This is a genomic window from Phycicoccus sp. Soil803 (assembly GCF_001429685.1).
Classification (GTDB): Bacteria; Actinomycetota; Actinomycetes; order Actinomycetales; family Dermatophilaceae; genus Pedococcus.
In genome coordinates this window covers 3,068,068-3,093,085 of sequence record NZ_LMST01000001.1, presented here as the reverse complement: position 1 = coordinate 3,093,085, position 25,018 = coordinate 3,068,068, and the positions used below count along the sequence as shown (strand labels likewise).

The window sequence follows — 25,018 nt, the reverse complement described above, 5'->3', positions numbered from 1 at the left end:
AAAGCTGAGGTCTGGGGGAGGGGGGCGGGGGAGGTCGGGGGGCCGGTGTGTCGGGTGTCCCAGGGCTTCCACGATCTGAGACATAAGGTCGTGTTATTTGACCGATAACCAAACGCTATCCAAACTCCTAGTTGTCACATAGGAGATGCGCACCCCGCGCCACCACGCCGTCCCGGCGAAGAAGGAGCCCTCGATGAGCCGTCACACCCGCCTTGCTCTGGCCGCAGCCGCGACCGTCGGAGCACTGGTGATGACCGCCTGTGGAGGCGGCGGAGCCAGCGACACGGTTGGCGGCGACGCCGAGAACGCCGGCGCCAAGACCGGCACCATCAACCTCTACGCGTATGCCGTGCCGAAGGTCGGCTACGACAAGGTCATCCCGGCGTTCAACAAGACCGAGGCCGGCAAGGGCGTGCAGTTCCAGCAGTCCTACGGCGCCTCCGGAGACCAGTCGCGCAAGGTCGAGGCCGGCGCCACCGCGGACTTCGTGAACTTCTCGGTCGAGCCCGACATCACCCGCCTGGTCGACGCCGGCCTGGTCGCCAAGGACTGGAACGCCAACCAGTACAAGGGCATCCCGTTCGGCTCGGTCGTCACCATCGTGGTGCGCAAGGGCAACCCCAAGGGCATCAAGGACTGGGACGACCTGCTCAAGCCCGGGGTCGAGATCGTCACCCCGAACCCGTTCAGCTCGGGCAGCGCCAAGTGGAACCTGCTCGCCCCGTATGCCGCGAAGAGCGACGGCGGCAAGAACCCGCAGGCGGGCCTCGACTACATCGAGAAGCTGGTGACCGGTCACGTCAAGGTGCAGCCGAAGTCCGGCCGCGAGGCGACCGAGACCTTCCTGCAGGGCACCGGCGACGTGCTGCTGAGCTACGAGAACGAGGCGCTGTTCGCCGAGCGCAGCGGCGACCCGGTCGAGCACGTCACGCCACCGACCACGTTCAAGATCGAGAACCCCACCGCGGTCCTGACCAAGAGCAAGAACTACGCCAAGGCCAAGGCGTTCAACGACTTCCTCTTCACGCCGGAGGCCCAGAAGCTGTGGGCCCAGGCCGGGTTCCGCCCGGTGGACCCGACCGTGGCCAAGGAGTTCGCGGCCGACTTCCCGCAGCCGACCAAGCTCTGGACGATCGACGACCTCGGCGGCTGGAAGACGGTCGACGGGACGCTCTTCAAGAAGGAGACCGGCGCGATCGCGCTCATCTACGACAAGGCCACGTCGTAGGACGGCGATGACGACGACAACCAACCACGCGCGCAGGGGCGACACCTCCACCGAGGGGTCGTCCCTGCCGCCGCGCCCACACCTGCCCCTCGGCGACGGCGCGGACTCCCTGCCGGCCGCCCCGCCGTCCCGTCGCCGCACCGGCGTGGCCCGTCCGCTCGGCGTCGGCCTCGTCGGCCTGTGGCTCAGCGTGCTCGTGCTCCTCCCGCTGGCCGCCTTGACCGTGACCTCGCTCGGAGAGGGGATCGGCGGCTTCTGGCACGCCGTCTCCGCCCCCGTCGCGCTCGCCTCCCTGCGGGTCACCGTGCTGGTGGCCGCCATCGTCGCGGTCGTCAATGCCGTGATGGGCACCCTCATCGCCTGGGTCCTGGTGCGCGACGACTTCCCCGGCAAGCGCATCGTCAACGCCCTCATCGACCTGCCGTTCGCGCTGCCCACGATCGTGGCGAGCATCGTGCTGCTGTCGCTCTACGGCCCCAACAGCCCGATCCACATCCACCTCAACGCCACCCAGCCGGGCCTGCTGGTCGCCCTCGCGTTCGTCACCCTGCCGTTCGTCGTCCGCTCCGTGCAGCCCGTCCTGATCGAGGCGGACCGCGAGGTGGAGGAGGCCGCGGCGTCGCTGGGTGCCTCGAACTGGACCACCTTCCGCCGCGTCGTGCTGCCGACCCTGGCCCCGGCCGTCATCAGCGGCACCGGCCTGGCCTTCGCCCGCGCGATCGGCGAGTACGGCTCCGTGGTCCTCATCGGGGGCAACATCCCGCGCAAGACCCAGGTCGCCTCGCAGTACATCCAGCAGCAGATCGAGATCGACCGGCCGCTCAACGCCGCCGCGGTCTCGGTGGTGCTGCTGGCGATCGCCTTCGTCACGCTGTTCGTCCTGCGGCTGTTCGCCGGTCGCAGCCTGCGCCGCGAGGAGGACGCCCAGTGAAGACCTCCACCACGGCCCGGATCGGTCTGCGGACCGTCGCCCTCGGCTACCTCGTGCTGCTGATCGCAGTGCCAATCGTGCTCATCCTCTGGCGCACCTTCGGGGAGGGGGTCGGCGCGTTCGTCGACTCCATCCGCACCCCGGCGGCGATCTCCGCCCTGAACCTGTCGCTGCTCATCGTGGCGATCGTCGTCCCCCTCAACGTGGTGTTCGGGGTCGGCACGGCGCTGGCCCTGGTGCGTGGCCGGTTCCGCGGGCGCGGGCTCGTGCAGGCCGTGGTCGACCTGCCGTTCGCGGTGTCGCCCATCGTGGTCGGTGTCTCGCTGATCCTGCTGTGGGGCGTCGACGGCTGGTTCGGAGGCCTCGAGCGGCTCGGCATCAAGGTGATCTTCGGCCTGCCCGGCATGGTGATCGCCACGCTGTTCGTGACGCTCCCCTTCGTGGTGCGCGAGGTGGAGCCGGTCCTCCACGAGATCGGCACGGAGCAGGAGCAGGCCGCATCGACCCTCGGGGCCAGCACCTGGCAGACGTTCTGGCGGATCACGCTGCCGGCCATCCGCTGGGGCCTGACCTACGGCGTCGTGCTCACGATCGCCCGGGCACTCGGTGAGTTCGGTGCGGTGATCATGGTCAGCTCCGGCTTCCCCGGTGTCTCCCAGACGCTCACCCTGCTCGTCCACTCGCGCTACATCGACGACCACAACACCTACGGCGCGTACGCCGCGGCCACCCTGCTCATGGGGCTGGCCGTGCTCACGCTGCTCGGCATGACAGCACTCGACCGCAAGAGGAGCAAGACATGATCAGCGTCATCGGAGCCCGCAGGAGCTATGGCGACTTCGCCGCGCTCGACGACGTCACCCTCGACATCCCGGCCGGCTCGCTCACCGCCCTGCTGGGCCCGAGCGGCTCGGGCAAGTCGACCCTGCTGCGCTCCATCGCCGGGCTCGAGCAGCTCGACGGCGGCCGCATCGTCATCGCCGGCCGCGACGTGACCGGGGTGGCACCCCAGAAGCGGGGGATCGGGTTCGTCTTCCAGCACTACGCGGCGTTCAAGCACATGACGGTGCGCGACAACGTGGCGTTCGGGCTCACCATCCGCAAGCGGCCCAAGGCCGAGATCGCCCGCAAGGTCGACGACCTGCTCGAGATCGTGGGCCTCGACGGGTTCCAGCACCGCTACCCGGCGCAGCTGTCGGGTGGGCAGCGCCAGCGGATGGCGCTGGCCCGGGCGCTCGCGGTCGACCCCGAGGTGCTGCTCCTGGACGAGCCGTTCGGCGCCCTCGACGCCAAGGTGCGGGCCGACCTCCGGCAGTGGCTGAGGCGGTTGCACGACGAGGTCCACGTGACCACCGTCCTGGTCACGCACGACCAGGAGGAGGCCCTCGACGTGGCCGACCGGATCGCCGTGCTCAACAAGGGGCGGATCGAGCAGGTCGGCGACCCGGTGACCCTCTACGACCGCCCGGCCAACGACTTCGTCATGTCGTTCCTCGGCTCGGTGGCCCGGCTCGGCGGCGCCCTCGTGCGCCCGCACGACATCGCCCTCGACCGCGACCACGAGCGAGCCCGAGCCGCCGACGCGCGGGTCGGCGGGTCGCCCGGGGTCGTCGAGGCGGTGGTCGAACGCGTCGTCCGCCTGGGCTTCGAGGTGCGAATCGACCTGCGCGCCGACTCGGGCACCCGCTTCGCCGCCCAGGTCACCCGCGCGGAGGCCGACGCCCTCGGGCTCGTGGAGGGTGAGACGGTGTACGCGCGGGCCACGACCGGACCCGACGCGGCCGAGATCCACCCCGCCCTCGCCATCTGAGTCGCGGCCCACCCGGGGCCCCTGGAGCGGCGCCCGCCCACAGCCATGGGTATGCCGCGTGCCCCGGCTCCGCGGCGGTGCGACAGAATGCGCTCGTGGACATCTCGGCACGCACGGAGTACGCGGTCCGGGCCATGCTCATCCTCGCGGAGGCGGCGACGACATCGGCGGGCCCGGTGAGCGTCGAGACGCTCTCCTTCCGCCAGACCCTCCCGCGCAAGTTCCTCGAGGCGATCGTGGCCGACCTGCGCACCGCCGAGCTGGTCAAGAGCACCCGCGGCGCGCGGGGTGGCTACTCGCTGGCCCGCGAGCCCCGAGACATCTCGCTGGGCGAGGTGTTCCGGGCCGTGGACGGGCCGCTCGCGGAGGTGCGCGGCCTGCGGCCGCACGAGACGGCATACGAGGGCGTGGCCACGCACCTGCCCACCGTGTGGGTGGCGCTGCGCGCCAGCCTCCGCTCGGTGCTCGACGAGACCAGCCTCGCGGACGTGCTGTCGGGGGAGCTGCCCGACCGGGTGGTGACGCTGGCTGCGGACCCGGACGCGTGGCGCAGCCGATGAGCGAAGGCGCCCCGATCGACGAGACCTCGGCCGAGGTGGGCCCGGGCATCGACCCCGAGGACCTCGCCATCGCCCTGCGCGTCCTCGAACAGCTCGCCGAGATCGACGGCGACCACCCCGACATCCAGACGGTCAAGCGGGCGACGGGGCGGATGTACAAGCGGGTCCGCAAGGCTCGCCGCCGCGAGGCCAAGCAGCCCCAGGTCGACCACGACGAGGCGATCCTCGCGCAGACCGCCACCGGCTCACCGATGCGGATCGACGACGAGACCAAGGGCATCCCGCTCGTCTCGACGACCCGGGGAGCCCACGCGGGGGAGCTGATCAAGCCGCGGGGCTGCTACATCTGCAAGAGCGAGTACACCCTGGTCGACGCGTTCTACCACTGGCTCTGCCCCGACTGCGCGGCCCTGAGCCACACGAAGCGTGAGCAACGGACTGACCTCACCGGCAAGCGGGCCCTGCTCACGGGTGGCCGCGCCAAGATCGGGATGTACATCGCACTGCTCCTCCTGCGCGACGGCGCGCACCTCACCATCACCACGCGCTTCCCGCATGACGCAGCGAGACGCTTTGCGGCACAAGAGGATTCGGCTGACTGGATCCACCGGCTCAAGGTCGTCGGCATCGACCTGCGCGACCCCACCCAGGTCGTCGCGCTGGCCGACGAGGTCGCCGCCGCAGGTCCGCTCGACATCCTGGTCAACAACGCGGCCCAGACCGTGCGCCGCTCGCCGGGCGCCTACTCCCACCTGGTCGAGGGTGAGTCGGTGCCGCTCGAGGGCGACGTCGTCTACCCCGAGCTCGTCACCTTCGACCGGATCAGCGAGGCTCACCCGGCCAACCTCCTCGGCACGTTGCAGGAGCAGAAGGTCGCGCACCACGAGGGTGAGTCCGAGCAGGAGGCGGCGCGCGCGCTCGCGCAGCGCTCGGCCGCGTCGATGACGTCGCTCGCACTGACGGCGGGCCAGGCTAGCCTCGAGGCGCACCTGGCCGGCACGGCGGTCGACGCCGGCGGACTGCTGCCGGACACCCAGCTCAACAACTCGTGGACGCAGAAGGTCGAGGAGGTCGACCCGCTCGAGCTGCTCGAGGTGCAGCTCTGCAACTCGACCGCGCCGTTCATCCTCGTGTCGCGGCTGCGACCGTCGATGCGCGCCGCCGTCGCGGCCGGCGCCCGACGCGCGTACGTCGTCAACGTCTCGGCGATGGAGGGCCAGTTCTCCAGGCGCTACAAGGGAGCCGGGCACCCGCACACGAACATGGCCAAGGCGGCGCTCAACATGCTGACCCGCACGAGCGCCGGCGAGATGTTCGAGACGGACAAGATCCTGATGACCGCGGTCGACACCGGCTGGATCACCGACGAGCGGCCGCACCACGAGAAGCTGCGGATCGCCGCCGAGGGCTGGCACGCGCCCCTCGACCTCGTGGACGGCGCGGCCCGCGTCTACGACCCCATCGTGCGGGGCGAGGCCGGGGAGGACGTCTACGGCTGCTTCGTCAAGGACTTCGAACCCAGCCCCTGGTGAGGCCGGCGCCGTGGACGAGCTGACCGCATACCTGCTCGACGCCTTTGGGCTCGGAGGCGGCGGGGCCGCGGCCCGACTCACCTTCGTGGCCCGCGGTGCGGAGGGCCGGGTGAGCCTCCTGGAGTGCCACGGACTCCGGTATGCCGTGAAGCAACCCTTCGCGGCCGATGCCGGCTTCCCGGACCTGGCGGCTGGGGAGGAGGTGGTCCGCCGCGAGGCCGGTCACCTCACGCACTTCGCGCAGGCCGGCATACCCGTGCCCGTCCCCGTCGCCGACCGGGACGGGCGGTTCCTCGTGCCCGTGCCCGTGACGCTGGGTGGGGGTCTCGTGCGGCTCAGCACCTGGGTGGACGGCACCGCACCGCGGGCCGACTTCGTGCCCGGCCTGCACGCGACCGAGCTCGGCACGCTGCTCGGGCGGCTGCACGCTGCGGCGCCGGCGACCGACGACCCGATCGGCTGGTGGTACCGGACCGTCCCCGAGGCGCAGGTCTGGGCTGACCTGGTGGAGCGGGGGACCGACCAGCCGTGGCACGACGCCCTCGTGAGGCGGGTGGCGGACCTCGAGCGACTCTGCGACCTCGTGCGGGCCGTGCCTGCCCCGACCGGGCCGTTCGTGGTCGGCCACCGCGACCTGCACCCCGACAACCTCCTGGTGACCACCGACGGCCAGCTCGTCCCGGTGGACTGGGAGGACGTGGGCCCGGTGCTCCCCGACCGGGAGCTGGCCAAGGTGCTGGTCCAGTGGCACGTCGACGGGGAGGAGGTCGACGCCTCGGCAGTGCGCCGGACCGTCACCGCCTACCGCGCAGCGGGCGGTACCGGTGCCGTGCACGGGCTGGACTCGTTCACCATGCTGCTCAGTGGGGAGCTCAACTTCCTCGCCCGACAGGCCGCTGCGTCCCAGGCTCCCGCCACGGAGGACGCGCACCGCCGGCACGCGGTGGCCGAGGTGCAGGAGTGCCTGCTGTGGCTGCCGTCGTTAAGCACGCTCCAGCACGTGCTCGACGTCGTGCTCGACCTGATGGCCGCCGGCTGAGCCTGCATGGTCGGGGCATCCCCACGGATCTGGCAGAATGGTCGGCTGTACCCGTCCAGGCACGGGCCCGGTCACAGACTGCGGCCTCCTGGCTGGAACGCCTACACCGAGTTCCGGTACCCCGCGTGAATCCTGCGCGGTCTTGCCGTGCTCACAACCAGAAACAGGAGACACCACCACTGTGGCCGTCAAGATTCGTCTCAAGCGCATGGGCAAGATCCGTGCACCGTTCTACCGCGTCGTCGTCATGGACTCGCGCGCCAAGCGCGATGGCCGGGCCATCGAGGAGATCGGCAAGTACCACCCCACCGAGGAGCCCTCGGTCATCGACATCAACTCGGACCGCGCGCAGTACTGGCTGGGCCAGGGCGCGCAGCCGACCGAGGCCGTCGCGGCACTGCTCAAGGTGACCGGCGACTGGCAGAAGTACAAGGGTGAGCCCGGCGCCGAGGGCACGCTCAAGGTCAAGGCTGCCAAGCCGTCCAAGAAGGAGCTGTACGACGCGGCCATCGCCGCGGCGGGCAAGTCCGAGGCCGGCACCGACGGGGCGACCACCCCGAAGAAGCGCGCTGCCAAGAAGGCCGACGAGACCCCCAAGGCCGACGAGACCCCCAAGGCCGACGAGACCAAGGCTGACGACACCAAGGCTGACGTGGCCCCCAAGGCCGACGAGCCCAAGGCCGACGAGCCCAAGGCCGAGGCCACCGAGGCTGTCACCGATGCTCCCGTGGCCGACGAGGCCAAGGCTGAGACCGAGGAGGCCCCCGCGGCCGCCGAGGCCGACGCCGCGGACAAGGCCTGACCGTGCTGGAAGAGGCGCTCGAGCACCTCGTGAAGGGCATCGTCGACCACAAGGACGAGGTTGCCGTGCGACGCAAGGAGCTCCGCCGTGGTGAGGTGCTCGAGGTGCGGGTGCACCCCGAGGACCTCGGTCGCGTGATCGGTCGCTCCGGTCGCACCGCGAGCGCCCTGCGCACCGTCATGGGTGCGCTGGCCGGCGGCCAGAACGTCCGGGTCGACATCGTCGACACCGACAAGGTCCGCTGAGCGCTCACCCGCGCTGACACGCACACCGAGCTCATCGAGAAGGGCCACCGGGTTTCCCGGTGGCCCTTCTCGCTTCGCGGCATCGTCGCGGTCGATGGCTCGCCGCACCACTGGCTCCCACCGTGGAGCCAACCCCTGAGAGGATCACTCCATGCCTGCCGACTCCAGACTGCTCGTCGCCCGCATCGGCAAGCCACACGGCCTGCGCGGTGAGGTGACGGTGCAGACCCACACCGACGACCCCGAGGCGCGCTTCGCGCCGGGTGTCGCCTACGCCACGGAGGCCGCACCCGGGTCGGGCGTCCCGCGCTCCCTCACCCTGCGCACCGCGCGGCTGCACCAGAAGGTCTGGCTGCTCGGCTTCGAGGAGATCCCCGACCGCACCGGCGCCGAGTCGCTGCGGGGCACCCGCCTGTTCATCGATGCCGAGGCCGCGGCCGAGGCTGCGGCCGACGAGGACGACGCGTGGTACGAGGACGAGCTCGTCGGGCTCACCGCCGTCGACCCCGCGGGGACCACCCTCGGTGAGGTCACCGGCCTGCGCACCGGCGCGGCGCAGGACCAGCTGGTGCTGCGGCTGACCGGCGGCGCCGAGGCACTCGTCCCGTTCGTCGAGGCAATCGTCCCCGAGGTCGACGTCGACGGCGGCCGGGTCGTCGTCGACGCACCGCCCGGGCTCCTCGAGCTCAACGCCGACTGACGGCGGACCCCCGTGATCCTCGACGTCGTCTCGATCTTCCCCGAGTACCTCGCGCCGCTCGACCTCTCGCTGATCGGCAAGGCCCGCCGCGACGGGCTGCTCGACCTGCGCGTCCACGACCTGCGCGACTTCACCCACGACCGGCACCACTCGGTCGACGACACCCCCTACGGCGGTGGTGCCGGCATGGTGATGAAGCCGCAGCCGTGGGCCGAGGCCCTCACGCACGTGGTCGCCTCGGGTGCCGACGGGCCCCGCCCGCGGCTCATCGTCCCGGGTCCGGGAGGTAGGCCGTTCACGCAGGCCCTGGCGCGCGAGCTCGCCGAGGAGCCGTGGCTGGCCTTTGCCTGCGGACGCTACGAGGGGATCGACGAGCGGGTCTACGAGTACGCCGCGGACGAGCTCGGGCTCGAGGTGTCGGTGGTCTCGCTCGGCGACTACGTCCTGAACGGGGGCGAGGTGGCGGTGCTGGCGATGGTCGAGGCGGTGGCCCGCCTGCTGCCCGGCGTCATCGGCAACGCGGAGTCCCTGGTCGAGGAGTCCCACGAGGACGGCCTGCTCGAGTACCCCGTCTACACCAAGCCCGCCGCCTGGGAGTCGAGTGGCGGCGTGACCCGGGCGGTCCCGCCGGTGCTGCTCTCGGGGGACCACGGGGCGATCGCCGCGTGGCGCCACCAGCAGCGACTCGAGCGCACGGCAGCTCGCAGGCCGGACCTGCTGCACTCCTCGGCGGCGCTCACGACCGATGGCCTCACGATCACCGTCGCCCAGCCGTCCGATGCCGCAGAGCTGACCACCCTGCAACGGGCCTGCTGGGTGAGCGAGGCGAGGGCCAACGCCACCCACGACATCCCGCCCCTGCTCGAGTCCGTCGACGACGTCGCACGTGGACTGCAGGAGTGGCAGACCTGGGTGGTGCGCGTCGGCGGCCGGCTGGTGGCCTCGGTGCGGGCGCGGTCACACCCCGACGACGCGGCCACCTGGCAGATCGGCCGGCTGATGGTCGCCCCCGATCTCCAGGGCCGTGGCCTGGGGCGCGCGCTGCTGGAGCACGCGGAGGCGCAGGCGCCGTCGGGCACGGCGGCATACTGGCTGAACACCGGGACCGGCAGCGAGCGCAACCTGCGCACCTACCGCAAGGCCGGCTACCGGGTGCAGCCCGGAGCGGGCGCCTTCCCCGGCGCCGTGGACCTGCTCAAGCGGCGTCGCTGACGCGCTCGCTGGCGTAGAGCCGGTAGAGGCAGTAGGCGGCCACGGCGCACAGCAGGTGCCAGGCGGCGTGGCCCTGCAGGAGCGAGCCGGGGTGGCAGAGCGACGACCCGTCCTTGGCGAGGTTCCAGATCGCGAACGCCAGGGCGAGGGCTCCGGCCGACGCCAGCCCCCAGCCGACCTGGCGTCGCGCGGCGCCCCGCCGCCACAGCACGGCCTCACCGGTCAGGGCCACGAGCAGGAAGAGCCCGAACGCGAGGTTGGCGGCGATGTCGACCACCGGGACGTGCCCCGGGATGCGTTCGACGAGCTCGCAGACCAGCACGACGCCGACGAACGACGCCGCGAAGAAGCCGGTGCCGCGGCCCAGCACCCGGGTGACCGCGTAGGACGAGGCGAAGGCAGCGATGAGGTACATGCTGAGCAGGTCGAGGTGGCCACCGAGCGCGCTCTGGGTCGCGTGCATCGCCGCGCTCGCCGGCCCGAGCAGCACCACGACCACGCCGAGGGCCGCCGCGAGCCGCGGGTTGGCCGCGATCGTCGTCCCAGGTGCTCCGGCCCGCCACGCGATGGCCAGCCCGGCGAGGACGAACCCGGCGTTGCTGAACGTGTTGGCGGGCTGGCGGACGACGGCGTCGCGCGCCGCCTCGCAGAACCGGTCGCCGCGACCGACGTCGGGGCCCAGCCAGCCGTGCAGCACCGCGAGCCAGAGCAGGCCCACCGAGACGACCGCGACAGCGCCCGCCAGCGCCAACGGTCGCAGGTCGCGCTGCGCGTGGGTCGCCATGGTGGCGAGTATGCCGCCGCGGGTCACCCCGGGCGGGTCGGTGCGTCAGTCGACGAGGCTCGTGGCCAGGTCGTCGGGGAGCAGCCGGCGTCCGGCGAGCAGGTGCTCGGCCACGAGGACGGTGACGGTCTGCGCGGCCATGATCCCGAAGAGCACCAGCACCTGGGCCGTCGCGGCCTGCGCCGGGGTGCCGCCGCCGAGCATGACCCCGATGAACGCGCCGGGCAGCGTGACCACCCCGGTCGTCTTCACCTGGTCGAGCCCGGGGAGCAGGGCTTCGGGGGCGCGGCGGTGGACGATCTCGCGGATGGCCTGGCGGGGGAGCAGGCCCACCGACAGGCTGGCTTCGTACTGGCTGTGCTCCTCGCGCAGCGCGGCGAAGGCGCGACGGCCGACGAGGGTGTGTGCGGTCATCGCGTTGCCGACGATGATGCCGGCCACCGGGATGACCGCGATCCCCGTCGCGGGGATCGTGCCGGTGGCCAGCACGATCGCCAGCACGGGGAGCACGCCCGAAGCCATCGCCAGCGCTGCCCAGGACCAGGCCCTCGGCGCCTCGACCCGGCGTGACGTGGTGAGCACCCCCATCGCGAACATCACGCAGACCAGCGCCACCGACCACGGCAGGCTGTCGACCACGGCGGCGATGAGCACCGCGGCGAGCCCGAGCTGGGCGATCGCCCGCACCGCGGCGACGAGGACCGGGCGCTCGAGGCCGTAGCCGGCGAAACGGTGCGCGGCCAGCGCGACCGCCAGCAGCAGGGCCAGTGCGAGGCCGACAGGCCAGCCGGGGTCGATGCTCACAGCATCACGGTATGCCGCGGCGCCGCGGCGAGGACGCAGGCGGGTGCAGCGGGCGCCCCGCGAAAAAAGCCCGCGAGAGCGGGAATGTCTTCTGTATCGTTCTACTTGAACGATTTAGTACAACGATCCAGAAGCCAGTTCAGAGCGTCGAAGGAGGCCGGGAGCCATGGGAAACGTCACCCTCAGGTCCGTCGCCGAGGCCGCCGGTGTCTCCGTGTCCACCGTCTCGAACGCCTACAACAAGCCCGACCAGCTCTCCGCCGAGGTGCGCCAGCGCGTGCTCGAGACCGCCAAGACGCTCGGGTATGCCGGCCCCAACCCGGCCGCGCGCAGCCTGCGGTCCCAGCGGGCACGGGCGATCGGGCTGGTCTTCACCGAGCGGCTCAGCTACGCGTTCTCGGACCCCTACTCGGTCGGCATGCTGGCCGGGCTCGCCGAGGTCGCCGAGGAGTTCCAGACCGGGTTGCTGCTCATCCCGCTGCGCCCGTTCGACCCCGAGCGTCCCGAGGAGGTCGAGGCCAGCGCCGAGGCCATGCGAGCCGCCGTCGTCGACGGGCTGCTCGCCTACTGCCTCGACATCGACCACCCGGCCCGCGAGATCGCGGTCGACCGTGGCCTGCGGATGGTGGCCACGGACGACAAGGACCCCCGGATGGACGGGCTCGTCCTCATCGACGAGCGCGGCGCCGCCCGGCAGGTCGGCGAGCACATCCGCAGGCTCGGCCACCGCAGCGTCGGCATCGTCGTCGACAGCAAGGTCGACTCGTCCGCCGTGGTCGAGGTCGACGACGTGCAGCACCGGTCCATGTCGTTCTCCTGGGACCGCTACGACGGCTTCCGCGAGGGACTCGGCCCCGACGTCAGCGTGCAGACGGTCGCACCCCCCGGCCACAACTCGGTCGAGGCCGGTCGCTCCGCCGGGGCTCACCTGCTCGACCGACAGGACCGACCCACCGCGATCATCACGGTCAGCGACGTGCTGGCCCTCGGGGTCCTCGACGCCATGCGCCAGCGCGGCCTGACGCCGGGGCGCGACATGTCGCTCTCCGGCTTCGACGACATCCCGGCAGCGGCCGATGCCGGCCTGACGACCGTGCGCCAACCGATCGCCGAGCGCGGGCGGATCGCCGGCCGGATGCTCCTCGACCCCGACTACACCGAGCGCCGCATCGTGCTCCCCACCGAGCTCGTCGTGCGGTCCAGCACCGGACCCGCCACGACGTCACCGACGCGCTGACAGATCCGTCAGCGTCCACAGCGCTACCGCACCCTGAAGGGAGAAGGACATGAGCGACTACATCGCCCTCACCATCAACAGCAACGCAGGCGCCGCCCTGGCCCGGTCGGCCCGCCCGGACGCCCCCGTCGTCGACGACGGCTTCAGCGCCAGTCCGGCTCGCCGGCCCGTGCGTCGTTCGTTGGCGAGCACGCTGCGCACCGCCGCAGCGGGTCAGCGCCGCCTGGCCGACCGGCTCGACCCGGCCTGCCGTCCGGCGCACGCCGGCGCCTGACGCCCGAGGCGGGTGTGCCGGGTGGCCCGGCCACACGGCATACCCGGTCGTCCAAGGGTCGCGACGATTTCTGTCGCGACCCCTGTGCGTGGCAGAATGGCTCCTCGCGCCCGCGTGAACCAGCGGCCCCTGCCACAGGGGGAGTGTCCGGACAGCATCTCCGGCCACGTGGTCGGTCCACGCACACGGCGCACCATCATCAGCAGCACCACCCAACACCCTGGGCGACCTGTGGCGCCGAGAAGAAAGCGAATCTGCCATGCAGCGTTTCGACGAGATCGACAAGGCGTCCCTCCGCGACGACATCCCGGCCTTCCGCGCCGGTGACACCGTCAACGTCCACGTCAAGGTCATCGAGGGCACGCGCTCGCGTGTCCAGGTCTTCAAGGGCGTCGTGATCCGTCGCCACGGCGGTGGCCTGGGCGAGACCTTCACGGTCCGCAAGGTCTCCTTCGGCGTCGGCGTCGAGCGCACCTTCCCCCTGCACACCCCGGTGATCGACCACATCGAGGTCGTCACCCGCGGTGACGTCCGTCGCGCGAAGCTCTACTACCTGCGCGACCTGCGCGGCAAGGCCGCCAAGATCAAGGAGAAGCGCGAGACGACCCCCGCCAAGTAAGGCGGAATCATCTCCCCCTCAGCGCGTCCCGGCGCTCGTCGCCACAGCCCTGAGGGTTAGGCTCCGGAGCGATGAACCCCGGACCGGAAGCACCCCAGCAGGACCCGGCCGCCGCACCAGTCGAGACTGACGCGGCGGCCGAGTCCGAACGCCCCCGAGGCGGCCCGTCGTGGCTGCTGCTCGGCGGCGTCGCCCTGCTGGTGATGCTGCTGGTCCGGGGTTTCCTCGTGCAGTCGTTCTACGTGCCGTCGGGCTCCATGGAGCCGACCATCGAGCCGGGCGACCGGATCCTGGTCAACAAGCTGGCCGACGGCGACTCGGTCCGCCGCGGCGACGTCGTCGTCTTCGACGGCACCACGACCTTCGCCGCGGCCGACCTCACCCCGCACCAGGACGACGGCGCGATCGGCAGGGTCCTGGGCGACGCGGCGTCGTTGGTGGGCGTCCACCTCGGCGAGCAGGACTTCGTCAAGCGGGTCATCGGCCTGCCGGGCGACCACGTGGTCTGCTGTGACCGAGGCAGCCTGACGGTCAACGGCAAGGTCATCGACGAGACCTACGTCATGCCCGGCGACAAGCCGAGCGAGCTGGAGTTCGACGTCACCGTCCCCGCCGGCCGGCTCTGGGTGATGGGCGACCACCGCAGCGACAGCGCCGACTCGCGCTCGCACCTGGGTGACCCGGGTGGCGGCACGGTGCGGCTGTCCGACGTCATCGGCCGGGCCAGCGCCACCTACTGGCCCCTCTCGCGGCTCGGCCGCTTCGAGCGCCCGGACGCACTGGCCGACCTGCCCCGCGTGGGTGAGCCGTGAGCGGCACCCCGCGCGAGGGTGACAGCGGCTGGCTGAGGTACGAGGCCGACCAGCCCGACCCGACCCCCGCCGAGGCCGACTCGCACGACTCGGCCTGGCTGCGCAACGACCTGCCCGACCCCGGCGTCGCGCCGACGGTCGCGGCCCAGGCCGAGGACTCCACCCCGGCGCACCGGTCCTCGGCGACGCAGCCGCTGCCCAAGGAGGGCGAGCAGGGGGTGGCCGGCGACCAGCGCTCGGAGCGCCGAGGCGGCGACCACGAGGAGTCGGTCGGAGGGCTCGCGGTGCTCGGCGCGGCCATCAAGGAGTTCGCCATCGTCGTGGGGATGGCCCTCGTGCTCTCCTTCATCGTCAAGACCTGGCTGCTCCAGGCGTTCTACATCCCGTCGGGGTCGATGGAGGACACGCTCGTCCTCAACGACCGCGTCATCGTCAGCAAGCTGACGCCCGGCCCGGTCGACCTCAAGCGCGGCGACATCATCGTGTTCGCCGACCCGGGCCAGTGGCTCGACGAGGCCCCGAAGGCCCAGCAGGGCCCGGTCGCGACCGTGGTCACCGAGACGCTCACGTTCGTGGGCCTGCTGCCCGACAACGCCGAGAACCACCTCATCAAGCGGGTCATCGGGCTGCCCGGTGACCACGTCGTCTGCTGCGACGAGGGCGGCCGGATCACCATCAACGGCACGGCGATCAAGGAGCCCTACCTCAAGCCGGGCGACGCCGCGAGCGAGCAGGACTTCGACATCACCGTGCCGAGCGGACGGGTGTGGGTCATGGGTGACCACCGCTCGAACTCGGCCGACTCGCGCGTCCACGACGGGCCGGAGAACAACGGCAGCCAGGGTTCCGTCGACGAGCGGCTCATCGTCGGCCGTGCCGTGGCCCTCGTCTGGCCGCTCGACCACCTGACCTGGCTGTCCAACCCCACCACGACCTTCGCGAAGGTCCCGGCTCCCTCGCCCGCCACCGCCACCACCGACTCCCAGGGCACCGGCACCACTGGCGACGAGGGTGACGGTCCCGGCGGCGGCGAGGTGGGCGGCACCGACACACCGACCGGGTCGGGCTGAGCGATGGCCCAGCCCGTGCGCAGTCGCAAGCCGAACCTCAGGGTGGAGCGCCAGCTCCAGCGTGACGGTCACCGCGTCCTCGCCGGCATGGACGAGGTGGGTCGCGGTGCGCTCGCCGGACCGGTGACGGTCGGCGTGGTGCTCATCGACGAGACGTGCCGCAGCGCGCCCACCGGGGTCAAGGACTCCAAGCTGCTGACCCCGGCCGCGCGGGTGGCCATGGTCCCGCGGATCCGGCGCTGGGCCCTGGCCTACGCGGTCGGGCACGCCTCGCCCCGGGAGATCGACGAGATCGGCATCATCGCCGCCCTGCGGCTGGCCGGCTGCCGGGCCCTGGCCGCGGTCGACGTGGTCCCCGACCTGGTCATCCTCGACGGCAACCACGACTGGCTCACCGCTCCCGACGAGGTGGGGCTGTTCGCCTTCACGTCCCACGACGCTCCCGTCACCCCGCCGGTCACGACCATGATCAAGGCCGACCTCAAGTGCTCGTCCGTCGCCGCCGCGTCGGTGCTCGCGAAGGTGGAGCGGGACGGGATGATGGTCGACGTGGCGCCGGAGCACCCGGCCTACGGGTGGGAGGAGAACAAGGGGTATGCCGCGCCGGAGCACCTCGCGGCACTCGAGGCGTTCGGGGCGACGGACCTGCACCGACGGTCGTGGCGGCTGCCGGGAGTGACGATGGATGATGAGAGCGTTCGGCAGGGTGAGCAACCGGAGATGAGCACGCGATGAGTTCTGAGGACCTCGAGAAGTACGAGTCGGAGATGGAGCTCCAGCTCTACCGCGAGTACCGCGACGTGGTGGGCCTGTTCTCGCACGTGGTCGAGACCGAACGCCGGTTCTACCTGTGCAACTCCGTCGACGTGAAGGTGCGCTCCGACGGCGGTGAGGTCTACTTCGACGTCACCATGCAGGACGCCTGGGTCTGGGACATCTACCGACCTGCGCGGTTCGCCAAGCAGGTCCGCGTCGTGACGTTCAAGGACGTCAACGTCGAGGAGCTCGCGAAGGCCGACCTCGAGCTGCCCAAGGGGCAAGGCTTCTAGCTGTGCTGTCGAGGCACGGTGGTGCGGTTCTGGCGCTGCCAGCTGCCGGATCCGCGGCCGTATCCGGGTCGGCTGTCCCCGGTAGGGCGGCTTTGCCGAGCCTGTCCACAGGGGCGGTCCCCGCCCATGTCGGTCTCCGCCCACGCGGGCTTGGGTTGGGCGCATGGCAGACAGGGCGGATCCGCGCAGGGCGTTGGGGGAGTATGGCGAGCGGCTGGCCGAGCGGTACCTGACCGACCGCGGGCTGGCCGTCGTCGACCGCAACTGGCGCTGCGCTCGCGGCGAGCTCGACCTCGTGGCCAGGGACGGCGACTGCCTCGTCTTCTGCGAGGTCAAGACCCGCCGCACCGAGCGCTTCGGTTCGCCGGTGGAGGCAGTCACCGCGCGCAAGGTGGCGCGGCTGCGCCGGCTCGCGGCGGCCTGGCTGCAGGAGAACGGGGAACATCCCGCGCACATCAGGATCGACGTGATCGGCATCCTGCGACCGGCCGAGGGGCGCGCTGTGGTCCGACACCTGCAGGGGGTGGAGGGATGACGTTCGGCCGCACCCGATCGGTCACGCTGGAGGGGCTGGCCGGGTCCGTCGTGGAGGTCGAGGCGCACCTGTCCGGGGGCCTGCCCGCCTTCATGCTGGGCGGGCTGCCCGACACCGCGTGCGCGCAGTCGCCCAACCGGGTCAAGGCGGCGGCGGCCAGCATCGGGCACTCCCTGGCGCAGAGCCGGATCACGGTCAACCTGTCGCCCGCGTCGATCCCCAAGAACGGCAGTGGATTCGACCTTCCCATCGCCATCGCCGTGGCGACGGCCCTCGGCCTGGTCCCGCCCGAGCGGGTGGGTGACGTGGTGCACCTGGGGGAGCTCGGGCTCGACGGGTCGATCCGCTCGGTGCGCGGTGTCCTCCCGGCGGTCCTGTGCGCCGCCCGGGCCGGGTGCCGAGACGTGGCGGTCCCGGTCGACAACGCTGCCGAGGCGCGCATCGTGCCCGACATCCGGGTGCATCCCGTGGCCCACCTGGCTGATCTGATCGCGGCGCATGCAGCCGGGGTCGAGACCTTGGGGGTCAGCGCCCCGGAGCGGGCACCACGACTGTCGGTTGCGAAGGTCACGCCCGACCTCGCCGACGTCGTCGGCCAGGAGGAAGCCCGGACGGCGCTCGAGCTGGCGGCTGCCGGTGGACACCACCTGTTCCTGCTCGGACCACCCGGCTCCGGCAAGACGATGCTGGCCGAGCGTCTGGTGTCGATCCTCCCGCGCCTGAGTCGAGAGCAGTCGATCGACGTCCTCGCCGTGAAGTCACTCCTCGGGGTGACTGCTGCCGAGCTGTCCCTCGAAGGGCTGCCGCCGTTCGTGGCACCACACCACAGCGCCACGCAGGCGGCCATCATCGGGGGCGGGAGCTCGGCCGTGCGTCCCGGCGCGATCACGCTGGCGCACCACGGCGTGCTCTTCCTCGACGAGGTGCCTGAGTTCAAGGCGGCGGCCCTGCAGTCGCTGCGGCAGCCGCTGGAGTCCGGTCGGGTGGTCGTCTCCCGGGCCAAGGCGAGTGTGCAGTTCCCGGCCCGGTTCCAGCTGGTGATGGCCGCGAACCCGTGCCCCTGCGGTCTCGGCTTCGGCAAGGGGGTTGGCTGCTCGTGCACTCCCTTGGCCAAGCGCGGCTACCTCGGTCGGATCTCGGGGCCGCTGCTCGACCGGGTCGACCTCCAGGTGCAGGTGCCCGCCATCACGCGTTCCTCGCTCGCGGGCCACGCGGGAGAGAGCAGTGCGACCGTCGCCGAGCGGGTCCTTGCCGCGCGGAAGGCCCAGGCCGAGCGATGGGCCGGCACGCCGTGGCGACTGAACAGCGAGGTGCCCGGTTCGACGCTGCGGCGCGGCCGGTGGCGTCTGTCTCCCTCGGTCACCACCGACATCGACCGGTCCCTCGACCGGGCCCAGCTGACGTTGCGTGGGTATGACCGGGTGATGCGGGTGGCGTGGACCGTCGCTGACCTCGGCGGTCGCCTGACCCCCACCCGCGACGACGTGGGCACTGCCCTGACCCTGCGCAACCAGGGCCCGGTGGCGGCATGACGTCGGGGATCGCACCGGTGCGCGGTGACCGTGCCGCGCGGGTGGCCTGGGCCAGACTCGTCGAGCCGGGCGATGAAACCGTCGCCGCCCAGATCGCCGCAGTGGGAGCGGAGGAGGCGCTGCACGCAGTGGCTGCCGACACGATCCTGGGTGCCCGGATGGCCGAGCGCGCGGCGGAGCTCGATGTCGACCGTGACCTGGCCATCGCCCGGCGGTTGGGCGCCCGGCTCGTGGTGCCGGGCGACGAGGAGTGGCCGCTGGGCCTGCACGACCTGGCGGCTCCACCGATCTGCCTCTGGGTGCTCGGCCACGCGAGCCTGGGTGAGGTGGCGACCCGGAGCGTCGCCGTGGTGGGGGCTCGCGCGGCCACCGGCTACGGCGTCCACGTGGCGAAGGAGCTCGGCGCCGGGTTGGCGGAGCGGGACTTCGCCGTGGTGTCGGGCGCCGCCTACGGCATCGACGGTGCGGCGCACGAGGGCGCGCTGGCGGTCGACGGGGTGACCATCGCCGTGCTCGCCTGTGGCGTCGACCGGGCTTACCCAGCGGGGCATGCCGGGCTGCTGCAGCGGGTGCAGGAGGACGGCCTGGTGGTCAGCGAGGTGCCGCCCGGCTCGGCCCCGACCAAGTGGCGGTTCCTGAGCCGTAACCGGGTGATCGCGACGTTGACCCAGGGCACCGTGGTGGTCGAGGCAGGGCTGCGCAGCGGTTCGCGCAACACCGCCCGGCACGCGGACGAGCACCTCAGGGTCGTCTGTGCCGTGCCGGGGCCGGTGTCGTCGGCGGTGTCGGCGGGATGCCACGAGCTGGTCCGTGGGGGCGCGACGCTGGTCACCGATGCGGGGGAGGTCGCGGAGGCGGTCGGGCCGATCGGTGAGCTGGCCCCGCGCAAGGAGGGGGAGGCGCTGCCCGGCGACGACCTCGAGCCGAACCACCGGGTCGTCCTCGCGGCGCTGCCGGCTCGCAAGCCCGCGACGACCGAGGAGCTGGCCCGCCTGAGTGGGCTCAGCAGCACCGAGGTCCGGGGTGCCCTCGGTGCCCTGGACCTTGCCGGCCTCGCCCAGCGGCAAGGGGACGGCTGGCGCAGACCGCTAGGACGGTGAACCTGCGGAGGCTCGGCGCGCCCGTGCGTCCAAGACCTCTGCGCGGGAGCGGACGGCTGGCACAATGACGCCGTGCTCGCAGCCGAGGTCGCCTCCTCCCAACAGGCCCAGTGGGACCTGGTGCGCGACTACCTCGCCTCGTACGCCGAGAACCGGCCGGTCCGGAAGGTGACCGTGGTCGGCAACGCGCCGCTGGGCCCCAACCCCGAGCGGGTGGCGCAGATCGACAGCAGCGACTTGGTCTTCCGGATGAACTCGATGGCCCTGGACGACCCGGGCACCCCGCCGTGTGTCGGCACCAAGTGCCACGTCCTGGTGGTGTCGCGGTACGCGCCGGTGACGCCGTGGATGTTCCAGGACTACCGGCAGCGCGCCTACCTGATCCCGCAGGCCGGCTACGGGCTGCGCTACATCCTCCATCCGCAGCCGACCTTCTGGCCCTCGGACCTCGGCACCATGCCGGTCCCCAACGCCCCGGTCATCACCCGGCTGCTCGACCAGCTCGACCCCGACCACGTGCCCAACCAGCTGATCCCCACTTCCGGGACCATCTCGTGCTTCCTGGCGCACGAGATGTTTCCCGAGGCCGAGATGTTCGCGACCGGCTTCTCGTTCCTCGACGGGGTGCAGCGGGACTCGTGGCGCTACCAGAGCGGCGGAGGCAGCCCCGTCATCCCCGCCCACCAGCTGGGCCTGGAGGCACGACTGCTCCGCTCATGGATCGACGACGGCACCATGCGGATGCTGCCGTGAAAGAGGAGAACATGTCCGGAACAGATGCGCGGCCCGACGGCGCAGGAACCCCGACGCCCGGCGCCTACCGACGAGCCCGGCGTGCCTTCGGGCGGTGGCGCCGCAGCGTCGCGGACCCCAACAACCTCGCCGCGAAGGTGGACAAGCAGCGGGCCCAGCTCGACCGGCAGGCCACCCAGATCGCCGAGCTCAAGTCGTCGGTCGCGGCCCTGGGCAAGCGCCTGCACCCCGTCGAGCACGCGTCGGCCCACCGCGAGGTGGAGCACGGTGGGCTGGCCATCCAGATCGGCATCGTCGAAGAGCGCCTCGGCAAGATCGAGGAGGGCCTGCGCAGTGCCGAGTTCGTGGGCGACGACGCCGAGCGAGCCGAGGCACGCAGCCTGGTCGAGGCGGTGCGGCGCGAGCACGAACAGGTCCGCGTCCGCATGCAGGTGATCGCCCAGTACGAGGAGCGGCTCCGGCGTCTGGAGGACGCCGTCGTCAAGACGTACGACGGAGACGTGCGCCACCCCTTCTGATGCGACCCGTGGCGTGCGGGGTGGCGGCTTGTGTGCCGCTCGTGCGTTTGCGACGGTGACGGCGTGAGTGAGTCCCTGCTGCAGACGTTGGCGGCCTTCGAGCGCCACCTGCGCAGCGAGCGCGGCCGCTCGGAGCACACGACTCGGGCCTACCTCGGCGACCTCCGCGGACTCCTGCGCTTCCTCCAGGACGAGTGCGGCATGACCGACCTGGCCGACGTGGGGCTGCGCGAGCTGAGGGCGTGGCTCGCGGCGCAGGCTGAGTCGGGGGCGGCTCGGTCGACCATCGCCCGGCGTTCCGCTGCCGCCCGCACCTTCCTCGGGTGGGCGACCAGGACCGGGCGGATCGCCCAGGACCCGTCACTGCGTCTGGCTGCTCCCAAGCGCGCGGGTCACCTCCCGGAGGTGCTGCGCCAGGGCGACGCCACGGCGCTGATGGACCTCGCGGCGGTGGCCAGCGACGACCAGGACCCGATGCACCTGCGCGACCGCGCCGCCGTCGAGCTGTTGTACGCCAGTGGGATCCGGGTCGGTGAGCTGACCGCCCTCGACGTCGACGACCTCGACCTCGCGGGAGGCGTGGTGCGGGTGATGGGCAAGGGCGGCAAGGAACGCACGGTGCCCTTCGGTGCGCCGGCCCGCGAGGCCGTCGAGGCCTGGCTGGCCCTGGGTCGCCCCCAGGTGGTCGTCGCGGGCAGCGGCCCGGCCCTGCTGCTGGGCCGACGTGGACGACGAGCCGACCCCCGGCAGATCCGGGCCGCTGTCCACGAGCTGCTCTCACACCTGCCTGACGCCCCGGACCTCGGGCCGCACGGCCTGCGGCACAGTGCTGCCACCCACCTCCTCGAGGGCGGGGCGGACCTGCGCCTGGTGCAGGAGCTCCTGGGCCATGCCTCACTCGCGACGACGCAGATCTACACGCACGTCTCCGTGGACCGGCTCAAGGCCTCCTACCGACAGGCCCACCCGCGTGCGTGAGCACCGCGGTGACGCCGGGTTCGGGATCGTCGTCGGGCGTGCCGTGCCGGCGGGGGCCGCCCGAAGGGGGGAAGATGGGCGCCGAAGACGTTCATCCGACCCCCGGGGTCCGCGACCCGAGAGGAGCTGTGCAGCGCGTGCGTGAGGATCTGCCGGCAACCCGCAGGGCCCGCCGGCACCGACGTCGGCCCAGCCGTCAGGTGCGCCTGCGCCGCACCATCACGGGAGCCGTCATCCTGGTCCTCGTCGCCGTCGTCACCGTGCGGCTCACGAGCGGGGACGACACGACGCTGATCGAGGCCGCGGGCTCGTCCGGGAAGGCAACGACCTCGGCATCGAGCACGACCCAGAACCCCGACAACGAGGACGGCTCGCCCAGCACCGAGACCGCGAAGGCCGGCACCACCAAGGTCCCGCAGAACGGCAACGGCAAGATCACCGTGGTCGCCGTGCCGCAGGCCGCTGTCGCGGACACCGGCCGCACCGTCAAGTACACGGTCGAGATCGAGGGCGGCCTCGGTGTCGACCCGGCCGAGGTCGGCGCCACCGTCGAGTCCGTCCTGCTGGATCCCCGGGGCTGGCAGAAGGTCGACGGCGTCCGCTTCGTCAACGTGACCCCCGCCCAGGCGGCCAACGGCGCCCACGTCGACGTGCGGGTCACGCTCGCGAGCCCCGGCCTGACCGACAAGCTCTGCGCGCCGATGCGGACGCTCTCCCAGGTCTCCTGCTGGAACGGCGAACGCTCGGTGCTCAACTACCGCCGCTGGGCCCTGGGCGACGACAGCTACGGCTCCGACGTCGCGCGCTACCGGATCTACCAGGTGAACCACGAGGTCGGTCACGGCCTCGGCCACCAGCACCGCACCTGCCCCGGCACGGGCAAGCGCGCCCCCGTGATGGTGCAGCAGACCCTCGACCTCGGTGGCTGCAAGGCGTGGCCCTACCCGTCGGGGGCCTGAGCCAGCGGAAGCAGTCGCACCCGACGCCCGCCCGTGAGGAACACCAGCGGGTCGAGGTAGGCCCGGCCGCGGACGGCGCCGAGGTGCAGACAGGCCGGCCGGCAGTGGGAGCCGATGGCCTCCAGCTCGCCCAGGGGTGACCCTCGCGCAACCACCTCACCGACGGTGACCGACGCGTCGACCGGCTCGTAGGTCGAACGCACGCCGGACGGATGCAGGACCGTCACCGTCCCGCGACCGGCGATCCGGCCCACGTGGGCGACGGCGCCCGCCTCGACCGCCAGCACCTCCTGTCCCGTCGACCCGGCCAGGTCGATGCCACGGTGGCCGGCGCCGTACGCCGACACCGGCGGCACGAACGGCCGCACGACGGTCGGCCTCGGCGCCAGCGGCCACCCCCATCGGCCCCGGAGCGACGGGGGAGAGCGCGGCACCGCCACGGCGGCGGACCCGGTCTGCGCTTGGTGCGTTTCGGCCGGGACCCGGTGTGCTCCGGCCGAGGGGGAGCCCGGAGCGACGGACGCTCCCGCCGGCTGGCCGGCGCCGGGCTGTGCGGGCCACCTCAGTCCGGGCGGCGCAGGGAGCGACAGCCCGATCGAGGCCGCCACGACAGTCGAGACCGGGAGGAGCAGTGCGCTGCGCATCCCGCCACCCTGCTGGGTCCGCCCTCGTCCCGCGACGGAGCGCTCGCCGCCCTGTGGACGGCCATGACCTCCCTGGTCGCCTGTGGACGCAACGGGGTCCGACGCGGGCGGATCCCGGCTCCTCGAGTCAGAGTCGGCTGAGCCGGCTCACGGCCTCGTGCAGCACCTCGTCGCGCTTGCAGAACGCGAACCGCACCAAGGTCCGGGCGGCGTCCGCGTCGTCGTGGAACACCGACACCGGCACCCCGACGACCCCGGCTCGCGCGGGCAGCTCTCGGCAGAAGGCCAGGGCGTCGACGGCCCCGAGCGGTGCGGCGTCGGCGACGACGAAGTACGTGCCGGCCGGAACCGACACCTCGAGCCCGGCTGACCGCAGGCCCGCCACGAGCAGGTCGCGCTTGGCCTCCAACGAGCTGGACAGGCCGGCATACACCTCGTCGTCGAGACCGAGGGCGACGGCGACGGCGGGCTGGAACGGGCCGGAGCCGACGAAGGTGAGGAACTGCTTCACGGCCCGCACCGCCGCGACGGCGGCCGCCGGGCCGCTCACCCAGCCGACCTTCCAGCCGGTCGCGGAGAACGTCTTCCCCGCGGACGAGATCGTCAGCGTGCGTTCCCACATCCCCGACAGGGTGGCGACGGGGACGTGCGTCGCGCCACCGAAGATCAGGTGTTCGTAGACCTCGTCGGTGACGACCCAGGCGTCGAACTCCCTTGCGAGGGAACAGATCAGGTCGATCTCCGAGCGGCTGAACACCTTGCCCGTGGGGTTGTGCGGGGTGTTGAGCAGGACCATCCGCGTGTGTGGGGAGAACGCCGCGCGCAGCGACTCCTCGTCGACCGCGAAGTCCGGGAAGCGCAGCACCGAGGTGCTCCGCACTGCGCCCGCGAGGGCGATCGACGCGGCATACGAGTCGTAATAGGGCTCGAAGGTAACCACCTCGTCGCCGGGCTCGCACAGCGCGAGGATGGTGGCCGCGATGGCCTCGGTGGCGCCGACCGTGACCAGCACCTCCGAGCGCGGGTCGACGTCCAGCCCGTAGAACCGGGACTGGTGCGCGGCCACGGCAGCGAGCAGCTCCGGCACCCCGGGGCCGGGTGGGTACTGGTTGCGTCCGCCGTCGATCGCGGCCTTGGCGGCCTCGAGCATCTCGCGGGGGCCGTCGGTGTCGGGAAAGCCCTGCCCCAGGTTCACGGCGTCGTGCTCGGTGGCCAGCGCCGTCATCTCGGCGAAGATCGTGGTGCCGAACGGGGCCAGTGCGGGTTTGCCGGGTGGTCGAGCCATGCGCCC

The 25,018-nt window shown here is 72.1% G+C and carries 29 protein-coding genes; 25 read left to right on the top strand and 4 right to left on the bottom strand.

Features of this window, described 5'->3' with window-relative positions; translation table 11 throughout:
- Positions 1-193 precede the first annotated feature (193 nt).
- The 11 genes from ASG95_RS14275 (at position 194) to trmD (ending at position 10,059) form a co-directional block, all read left to right on the top strand.
- On the top strand, positions 194-1,228 hold the full coding sequence (locus ASG95_RS14275; RefSeq protein WP_057378932.1) for a sulfate ABC transporter substrate-binding protein: 1,035 nt from the start codon (positions 194-196) through the stop codon (positions 1,226-1,228).
- Between the two features lie 7 nt (positions 1,229-1,235).
- The gene (gene cysT, locus ASG95_RS14270; RefSeq protein WP_082592638.1) at positions 1,236-2,159 is read left to right on the top strand and encodes a sulfate ABC transporter permease subunit CysT; all 924 of its coding nucleotides are present in this window, start codon (positions 1,236-1,238) and stop codon (positions 2,157-2,159) included.
- Entirely contained in the window at positions 2,156-2,962 is an 807-nt protein-coding gene (cysW, locus tag ASG95_RS14265; protein WP_056922540.1) for a sulfate ABC transporter permease subunit CysW, read from the top strand. The genes cysT and cysW overlap by 4 nt, the downstream gene beginning before the upstream one ends.
- Positions 2,959-3,969: a sulfate/molybdate ABC transporter ATP-binding protein gene (locus ASG95_RS14260; RefSeq protein ID WP_057377889.1), complete on the top strand. Its 1,011-nt coding sequence runs from the start codon at positions 2,959-2,961 to the stop codon at positions 3,967-3,969. The genes cysW and ASG95_RS14260 overlap by 4 nt, the downstream gene beginning before the upstream one ends.
- A 95-nt stretch (positions 3,970-4,064) precedes the next feature.
- Complete coding sequence (locus ASG95_RS14255; RefSeq protein WP_056922542.1) at positions 4,065-4,529, top strand: Rrf2 family transcriptional regulator; 465 nt, start codon at positions 4,065-4,067, stop codon at positions 4,527-4,529.
- The gene (locus tag ASG95_RS14250) at positions 4,526-6,061 is read left to right on the top strand and encodes an SDR family NAD(P)-dependent oxidoreductase (RefSeq protein ID WP_057378930.1); all 1,536 of its coding nucleotides are present in this window, start codon (positions 4,526-4,528) and stop codon (positions 6,059-6,061) included. Before ASG95_RS14255 ends, ASG95_RS14250 begins: the two co-directional genes overlap by 4 nt.
- Before the next feature lie 10 nt (positions 6,062-6,071).
- Positions 6,072-7,100: a phosphotransferase enzyme family protein gene (locus tag ASG95_RS14245; protein ID WP_057377888.1), complete on the top strand. Its 1,029-nt coding sequence runs from the start codon at positions 6,072-6,074 to the stop codon at positions 7,098-7,100.
- 208 nt (positions 7,101-7,308) lie between these two features.
- Complete coding sequence (gene rpsP, locus ASG95_RS14240; protein ID WP_369820385.1) at positions 7,309-7,902, top strand: 30S ribosomal protein S16; 594 nt, start codon at positions 7,309-7,311, stop codon at positions 7,900-7,902.
- A gap of 2 nt (positions 7,903-7,904) precedes the next feature.
- On the top strand, positions 7,905-8,147 hold the full coding sequence (locus tag ASG95_RS14235; protein ID WP_056922545.1) for an RNA-binding protein: 243 nt from the start codon (positions 7,905-7,907) through the stop codon (positions 8,145-8,147).
- Between the two features lie 151 nt (positions 8,148-8,298).
- Positions 8,299-8,847, top strand: coding sequence for a ribosome maturation factor RimM (gene rimM, locus ASG95_RS14230; RefSeq protein WP_056922546.1), 549 nt, complete (start codon positions 8,299-8,301; stop codon positions 8,845-8,847).
- Between the two features lie 12 nt (positions 8,848-8,859).
- Positions 8,860-10,059 carry a tRNA (guanosine(37)-N1)-methyltransferase TrmD gene (trmD, locus tag ASG95_RS14225; RefSeq protein ID WP_057377886.1) on the top strand — a complete coding sequence of 400 codons (1,200 nt, stop codon included), beginning with the start codon at positions 8,860-8,862 and terminating at the stop codon, positions 10,057-10,059.
- Here the strand turns inward: trmD and ASG95_RS14220 are convergent.
- Together ASG95_RS14220 and ASG95_RS14215 are read right to left on the bottom strand one after the other, a co-directional pair.
- Positions 10,043-10,843, bottom strand: a complete 801-nt coding sequence (locus tag ASG95_RS14220; RefSeq protein ID WP_057378929.1) for a ceramidase domain-containing protein — start codon at positions 10,841-10,843, stop codon at positions 10,043-10,045. The genes trmD and ASG95_RS14220 overlap by 17 nt on opposite strands.
- A gap of 45 nt (positions 10,844-10,888) precedes the next feature.
- Entirely contained in the window at positions 10,889-11,647 is a 759-nt protein-coding gene (locus ASG95_RS14215; protein ID WP_057377885.1) for an ABC transporter permease, read from the bottom strand.
- Positions 11,648-11,813: 166 nt separating this feature from the next.
- Between ASG95_RS14215 and ASG95_RS14210 the strand changes: the two genes are divergently transcribed.
- The 14 genes from ASG95_RS14210 (at position 11,814) to ASG95_RS14145 (ending at position 23,083) form a co-directional block, all read left to right on the top strand.
- The gene (locus ASG95_RS14210) at positions 11,814-12,884 is read left to right on the top strand and encodes a LacI family DNA-binding transcriptional regulator (RefSeq protein ID WP_057377884.1); all 1,071 of its coding nucleotides are present in this window, start codon (positions 11,814-11,816) and stop codon (positions 12,882-12,884) included.
- Between the two features lie 49 nt (positions 12,885-12,933).
- On the top strand, positions 12,934-13,158 hold the full coding sequence (locus tag ASG95_RS14205) for a hypothetical protein (protein WP_056922550.1): 225 nt from the start codon (positions 12,934-12,936) through the stop codon (positions 13,156-13,158).
- Between the two features lie 259 nt (positions 13,159-13,417).
- Positions 13,418-13,777, top strand: coding sequence for a 50S ribosomal protein L19 (gene rplS / locus ASG95_RS14200; RefSeq protein WP_056922551.1), 360 nt, complete (start codon positions 13,418-13,420; stop codon positions 13,775-13,777).
- A 71-nt stretch (positions 13,778-13,848) separates the two neighbouring features.
- Positions 13,849-14,589 (top strand): signal peptidase I, encoded by a 741-nt coding sequence (gene lepB / locus ASG95_RS14195; protein WP_082592637.1) that lies wholly within the window; start codon positions 13,849-13,851, stop codon positions 14,587-14,589.
- Positions 14,586-15,659, top strand: a complete 1,074-nt coding sequence (lepB, locus tag ASG95_RS14190; RefSeq protein WP_235543893.1) for a signal peptidase I — start codon at positions 14,586-14,588, stop codon at positions 15,657-15,659. Before lepB (ASG95_RS14195) ends, lepB (ASG95_RS14190) begins: the two co-directional genes overlap by 4 nt.
- Before the next feature lie 3 nt (positions 15,660-15,662).
- Complete coding sequence (locus tag ASG95_RS14185) at positions 15,663-16,394, top strand: ribonuclease HII (RefSeq protein WP_056922552.1); 732 nt, start codon at positions 15,663-15,665, stop codon at positions 16,392-16,394.
- A complete protein-coding gene (locus ASG95_RS14180; protein ID WP_056922553.1) occupies positions 16,391-16,708 on the top strand; it encodes a DUF2469 domain-containing protein in 318 nt (105 codons plus the stop codon). Before ASG95_RS14185 ends, ASG95_RS14180 begins: the two co-directional genes overlap by 4 nt.
- Before the next feature lie 163 nt (positions 16,709-16,871).
- Complete coding sequence (locus ASG95_RS14175; RefSeq protein ID WP_056922554.1) at positions 16,872-17,243, top strand: YraN family protein; 372 nt, start codon at positions 16,872-16,874, stop codon at positions 17,241-17,243.
- Positions 17,240-18,775, top strand: coding sequence for a YifB family Mg chelatase-like AAA ATPase (locus tag ASG95_RS14170; RefSeq protein ID WP_057377883.1), 1,536 nt, complete (start codon positions 17,240-17,242; stop codon positions 18,773-18,775). Before ASG95_RS14175 ends, ASG95_RS14170 begins: the two co-directional genes overlap by 4 nt.
- Positions 18,772-19,875: a DNA-processing protein DprA gene (dprA, locus tag ASG95_RS14165; protein ID WP_057377882.1), complete on the top strand. Its 1,104-nt coding sequence runs from the start codon at positions 18,772-18,774 to the stop codon at positions 19,873-19,875. The genes ASG95_RS14170 and dprA overlap by 4 nt, the downstream gene beginning before the upstream one ends.
- Positions 19,876-19,947: 72 nt before the next feature.
- Entirely contained in the window at positions 19,948-20,628 is a 681-nt protein-coding gene (locus ASG95_RS14160) for a hypothetical protein (protein ID WP_056922556.1), read from the top strand.
- Between the two features lie 11 nt (positions 20,629-20,639).
- The gene (locus ASG95_RS14155; protein ID WP_056922557.1) at positions 20,640-21,146 is read left to right on the top strand and encodes a hypothetical protein; all 507 of its coding nucleotides are present in this window, start codon (positions 20,640-20,642) and stop codon (positions 21,144-21,146) included.
- Between the two features lie 63 nt (positions 21,147-21,209).
- Positions 21,210-22,124 (top strand): tyrosine recombinase XerC, encoded by a 915-nt coding sequence (locus tag ASG95_RS14150; RefSeq protein ID WP_057377881.1) that lies wholly within the window; start codon positions 21,210-21,212, stop codon positions 22,122-22,124.
- A gap of 137 nt (positions 22,125-22,261) precedes the next feature.
- Positions 22,262-23,083: a DUF3152 domain-containing protein gene (locus ASG95_RS14145; protein WP_235543891.1), complete on the top strand. Its 822-nt coding sequence runs from the start codon at positions 22,262-22,264 to the stop codon at positions 23,081-23,083.
- On the opposite strand, the gene ASG95_RS14140 is transcribed toward ASG95_RS14145, so the two are convergent.
- Together ASG95_RS14140 and ASG95_RS14135 are read right to left on the bottom strand one after the other, a co-directional pair.
- A complete protein-coding gene (locus ASG95_RS14140; protein ID WP_082592634.1) occupies positions 23,065-23,727 on the bottom strand; it encodes a murein hydrolase activator EnvC in 663 nt (220 codons plus the stop codon). The genes ASG95_RS14145 and ASG95_RS14140 overlap by 19 nt on opposite strands.
- 127 nt (positions 23,728-23,854) lie before the next feature.
- The gene (locus ASG95_RS14135) at positions 23,855-25,012 is read right to left on the bottom strand and encodes a pyridoxal phosphate-dependent aminotransferase (RefSeq protein ID WP_056922560.1); all 1,158 of its coding nucleotides are present in this window, start codon (positions 25,010-25,012) and stop codon (positions 23,855-23,857) included.
- Between the last annotated feature and the right edge of the window lie 6 nt (positions 25,013-25,018).

Excerpts from the sequence above, each read along its gene's own strand:
- ASG95_RS14275 (WP_057378932.1), top strand. The coding sequence starts at position 194 with ATGAGCCGTCACACCCGCCTTGCTCTGGCCGCAGCCGCGACCGTCGGA.
- ASG95_RS14185 (WP_056922552.1), top strand. The coding sequence starts at position 15,663 with ATGGCCCAGCCCGTGCGCAGTCGCAAGCCGAACCTCAGGGTGGAGCGC.
- ASG95_RS14210 (WP_057377884.1), top strand. The coding sequence starts at position 11,814 with ATGGGAAACGTCACCCTCAGGTCCGTCGCCGAGGCCGCCGGTGTCTCC.
- ASG95_RS14180 (WP_056922553.1), top strand. The coding sequence starts at position 16,391 with ATGAGTTCTGAGGACCTCGAGAAGTACGAGTCGGAGATGGAGCTCCAG.
- dprA (WP_057377882.1), top strand. The coding sequence starts at position 18,772 with ATGACGTCGGGGATCGCACCGGTGCGCGGTGACCGTGCCGCGCGGGTG.
- ASG95_RS14155 (WP_056922557.1), top strand. The coding sequence starts at position 20,640 with ATGTCCGGAACAGATGCGCGGCCCGACGGCGCAGGAACCCCGACGCCC.
- rpsP (WP_369820385.1), top strand. The coding sequence starts at position 7,309 with ATGGGCAAGATCCGTGCACCGTTCTACCGCGTCGTCGTCATGGACTCG.
- ASG95_RS14205 (WP_056922550.1), top strand. The coding sequence starts at position 12,934 with ATGAGCGACTACATCGCCCTCACCATCAACAGCAACGCAGGCGCCGCC.
- lepB (WP_082592637.1), top strand. The coding sequence starts at position 13,849 with ATGAACCCCGGACCGGAAGCACCCCAGCAGGACCCGGCCGCCGCACCA.
- ASG95_RS14260 (WP_057377889.1), top strand. The coding sequence starts at position 2,959 with ATGATCAGCGTCATCGGAGCCCGCAGGAGCTATGGCGACTTCGCCGCG.
- ASG95_RS14135 (WP_056922560.1), bottom strand. The coding sequence starts at position 25,012 with ATGGCTCGACCACCCGGCAAACCCGCACTGGCCCCGTTCGGCACCACG.
- ASG95_RS14220 (WP_057378929.1), bottom strand. The coding sequence starts at position 10,843 with ATGGCGACCCACGCGCAGCGCGACCTGCGACCGTTGGCGCTGGCGGGC.
- ASG95_RS14250 (WP_057378930.1), top strand. The coding sequence starts at position 4,526 with ATGAGCGAAGGCGCCCCGATCGACGAGACCTCGGCCGAGGTGGGCCCG.
- ASG95_RS14140 (WP_082592634.1), bottom strand. The coding sequence starts at position 23,727 with ATGCGCAGCGCACTGCTCCTCCCGGTCTCGACTGTCGTGGCGGCCTCG.
- cysT (WP_082592638.1), top strand. The coding sequence starts at position 1,236 with ATGACGACGACAACCAACCACGCGCGCAGGGGCGACACCTCCACCGAG.
- ASG95_RS14170 (WP_057377883.1), top strand. The coding sequence starts at position 17,240 with ATGACGTTCGGCCGCACCCGATCGGTCACGCTGGAGGGGCTGGCCGGG.
- ASG95_RS14175 (WP_056922554.1), top strand. The coding sequence starts at position 16,872 with ATGGCAGACAGGGCGGATCCGCGCAGGGCGTTGGGGGAGTATGGCGAG.
- rimM (WP_056922546.1), top strand. The coding sequence starts at position 8,299 with ATGCCTGCCGACTCCAGACTGCTCGTCGCCCGCATCGGCAAGCCACAC.
- rplS (WP_056922551.1), top strand. The coding sequence starts at position 13,418 with ATGCAGCGTTTCGACGAGATCGACAAGGCGTCCCTCCGCGACGACATC.